This window comes from Micromonospora sp. NPDC051227, assembly GCF_044455385.1.
Taxonomy (GTDB): domain Bacteria; phylum Actinomycetota; class Actinomycetes; order Mycobacteriales; family Micromonosporaceae; genus Micromonospora.
Genome location: NZ_JBITET010000029.1, coordinates 1,890 through 5,148 on the forward strand (window position 1 = coordinate 1,890; position 3,259 = coordinate 5,148).

Below are 3,259 nucleotides of genomic sequence, written 5' to 3' on the forward strand. Positions count from 1 at the left end.
CCTACATACCGCCAACTGTTGTTGGGTTTGGTGTGGGGCGGATCGGGTTGTGGGTTGGTCGTTTGTTGAGAATTGCACAGTGGACGCGAGCATCTTTGTGGTCAAGTTGTCAAGGGCGAACGGTGAATGCCTTGGCACCAGGAGCCGATGAAGGACGTGGGAGGCCGCGATAGGCCTGGGGGAGCTGTCAACCAAGCTGTGATCCCAGGGTGTCCGAATGGGGAAACCTGGCACCAGTCATGTGGTGTCACCCACACCTGAACACATAGGGTGTGTGGAGGGAACGCGGGGAAGTGAAACATCTCAGTACCCGTAGGAAGAGAAAACAATTTAGTGATTCCGTGAGTAGTGGCGAGCGAAAGCGGATCGAGGCTAAACCGGCTGCGTGTGATACCTGTCAGGGGTTGCGTGGTCGGGGTTGTGGGACCCTGCTGAACAAGCTGACACTTGTTCGAGAAGTTACAAAGTCAGTGGCTAGTCGAACAGTCTGGAATGGCTGACCGTAGACGGTGAGAGTCCGGTAGGTGAAAGTTGCTGACCTTCTGTGGGTGTTCCCGAGTAGCGGCGGACCCCTGAAATCTGCCGTGAATCTGCCAGGACCACCTGGTAAGCCTAAATACTTCCTGGTGACCGATAGCGGACAAGTACCGTGAGGGAATGGTGAAAAGTACCCCGGGAGGGGAGTGAAATAGTACCTGAAACCGTTCGCCTACAATCCGTCGGAGCCTTGCGGGGTGACGGCGTGCCTTTTGAAGAATGAGCCTGCGAGTTAGTGGCATGTGGCGAGGTTAACCCGTGTGGGGGAGCCGTAGCGAAAGCGAGTCTGAATAGGGCGATTCAGTCGCGTGTCCTAGACCCGAAGCGGAGTGATCTAGCCATGGGCAGGCTGAAGCGCGGGTAAGACCGCGTGGAGGGCCGAACCCACCAATGTTGAAAAATTGGGGGATGACCTGTGGTTAGGGGTGAAAGGCCAATCAAACTCCGTGATAGCTGGTTCTCCCCGAAATGCATTTAGGTGCAGCGTCGCGTGTTTCTTGCCGGAGGTAGAGCACTGGATGGTCTAGGGGGCCCACAAGCTTACCGAAATCAGCCAAACTCCGAATGCCGGTAAGTGAGAGCGCGGCAGTGAGACTGCGGGGGATAAGCTTCGTAGTCGAGAGGGAAACAGCCCAGATCACCAGCTAAGGCCCCTAAGCGTGTGCTAAGTGGAAAAGGATGTGGGGTCGCATAGACAACCAGGAGGTTGGCTTAGAAGCAGCCACCCTTTAAAGAGTGCGTAATAGCTCACTGGTCAAGTGGTTCCGCGCCGACAATGTAGCGGGGCTCAAGCACACCGCCGAAGCTGTGGCATTCACATTTTATCCTCGCGTGCCCTTGATGGTGCGTGCAGGTGTGTGGATGGGTAGGGGAGCGTCGTGCCGCGAGTGAAGCAGCGGGGTGACCCAGTTGTGGACGCGGCACGAGTGAGAATGCAGGCATGAGTAGCGAAAGAAGGGTGAGAAACCCTTCCGCCGGATGACCAAGGGTTCCAGGGCCAGGCTAATCCGCCCTGGGTGAGTCGGGACCTAAGGCGAGGCCGAGAGGCGTAGTCGATGGACAACGGGTTGATATTCCCGTACCCGCGAAAGAGCGTCCCTGATGAACCTCGTTGTGCTAACCGCCCGAACCATCCAAGACCTTCGGGTTGAGGGTGGGGAGCGTGGGAACCTGATGGGTAGTAGTCAAGCGATGGGGTGACGCAGGAAGGTAGCTGAGCCCGGCCGGTGGTTGTGCCGGGGTAAGCGTGTAGGCCGTGTTGTAGGCAAATCCGCAACACATGAGGGCTGAGACGTGATGCCGAGCCGATTCAGGTGAAGTCAGTGATCCTATGCTGCCGAGAAAAGCCTCTAGCGAGTTCTTAGCGGCCCGTACCCCAAACCGACACAGGTGGTCAGGTAGAGAATACCGAGGCGATCGGGCGAACTGTGGTTAAGGAACTCGGCAAATTGCCCCCGTAACTTAGGGAGAAGGGGGGCCGGAGACGTGAAGCCCCGCGCGGGTGGAGCGTTGTATGGCCGCAGAGAGCAGGGGGAAGCGACTGTTTACTAAAAACACAGGTCCATGCGAAGAAGTAATTCGATGTATATGGACTGACGCCTGCCCGGTGCTGGAACGTTAAGGGGACCTGTTAGCTCTTCGGGGCGAAGCGGAGAACTTAAGCGCCAGTAAACGGCGGTGGTAACTATAACCATCCTAAGGTAGCGAAATTCCTTGTCGGGTAAGTTCCGACCTGCACGAATGGCGTAACGACTTCCCCACTGTCTCAACCACAGGCCCGGCGAAATTGCAGTACGAGTAAAGATGCTCGTTACGCGCGGCAGGACGGAAAGACCCCGGGACCTTTACTATAGCTTGACATTGGTGCTCGAATTAGCTTGTGTAGGATAGGTGGGAGCCGGTGAAGTCCATACGCCAGTATGGGTGGAGGCAATCTTGAAATACCACTCTGGTTGATTTGGGTATCTAACTTCGGACCGTTATCCGGTTCAGGGACAGTGTCTGGTGGGTAGTTTAACTGGGGCGGTTGCCTCCTAAAAGGTAACGGAGGCGCCCAAAGGTTCCCTCAGCCTGGTTGGCAATCAGGTGTTGAGTGCAAGTACACAAGGGAGCTTGACTGTGAGACTGACAGGTCGAGCAGGGACGAAAGTCGGGACTAGTGATCCGGCACTTGCGAGTGGAAGCGGTGTCGCTCAACGGATAAAAGGTACCCCGGGGATAACAGGCTGATCTTCCCCAAGAGTCCATATCGACGGGATGGTTTGGCACCTCGATGTCGGCTCGTCGCATCCTGGGGCTGTAGCAGGTCCCAAGGGTTGGGCTGTTCGCCCATTAAAGCGGTACGCGAGCTGGGTTTAGAACGTCGTGAGACAGTTCGGTCCCTATCCGCCGTGCGCGTAGGATACTTGAGAAGGGCTGTCCCTAGTACGAGAGGACCGGGACGGACGAACCTCTGGTGTGCCAGTTGTCCTGCCAAGGGCACGGCTGGTTAGCTACGTTCGGAAGGGATAACCGCTGAAAGCATCTAAGCGGGAAGCCTGCTTCAAGATGAGGTATCCCACCCACCTTGGTGGGGTAAGGCCCCCAGCTAGACGACTGGGTTGATAGGCCGGAAATGTAAGCCCGGTAACGGGTTCAGTTGACCGGTACTAATAGGCCGAGGACTTGACTACTAAGCTGCTACGCGTCCACTGTGCAACTCTGAACAAGCGAACACCCGTGA

At 56.6% G+C, this 3,259-nt stretch carries 1 rRNA gene; it reads left to right on the forward strand.

Annotation, left to right across the window (positions count from 1 at the left end):
- Positions 1 to 99: 99 nt before the first annotated feature.
- Positions 100 to 3,209, forward strand: a 23S ribosomal RNA gene (locus ACIA47_RS32470).
- Positions 3,210 to 3,259 lie beyond the last annotated feature (50 nt).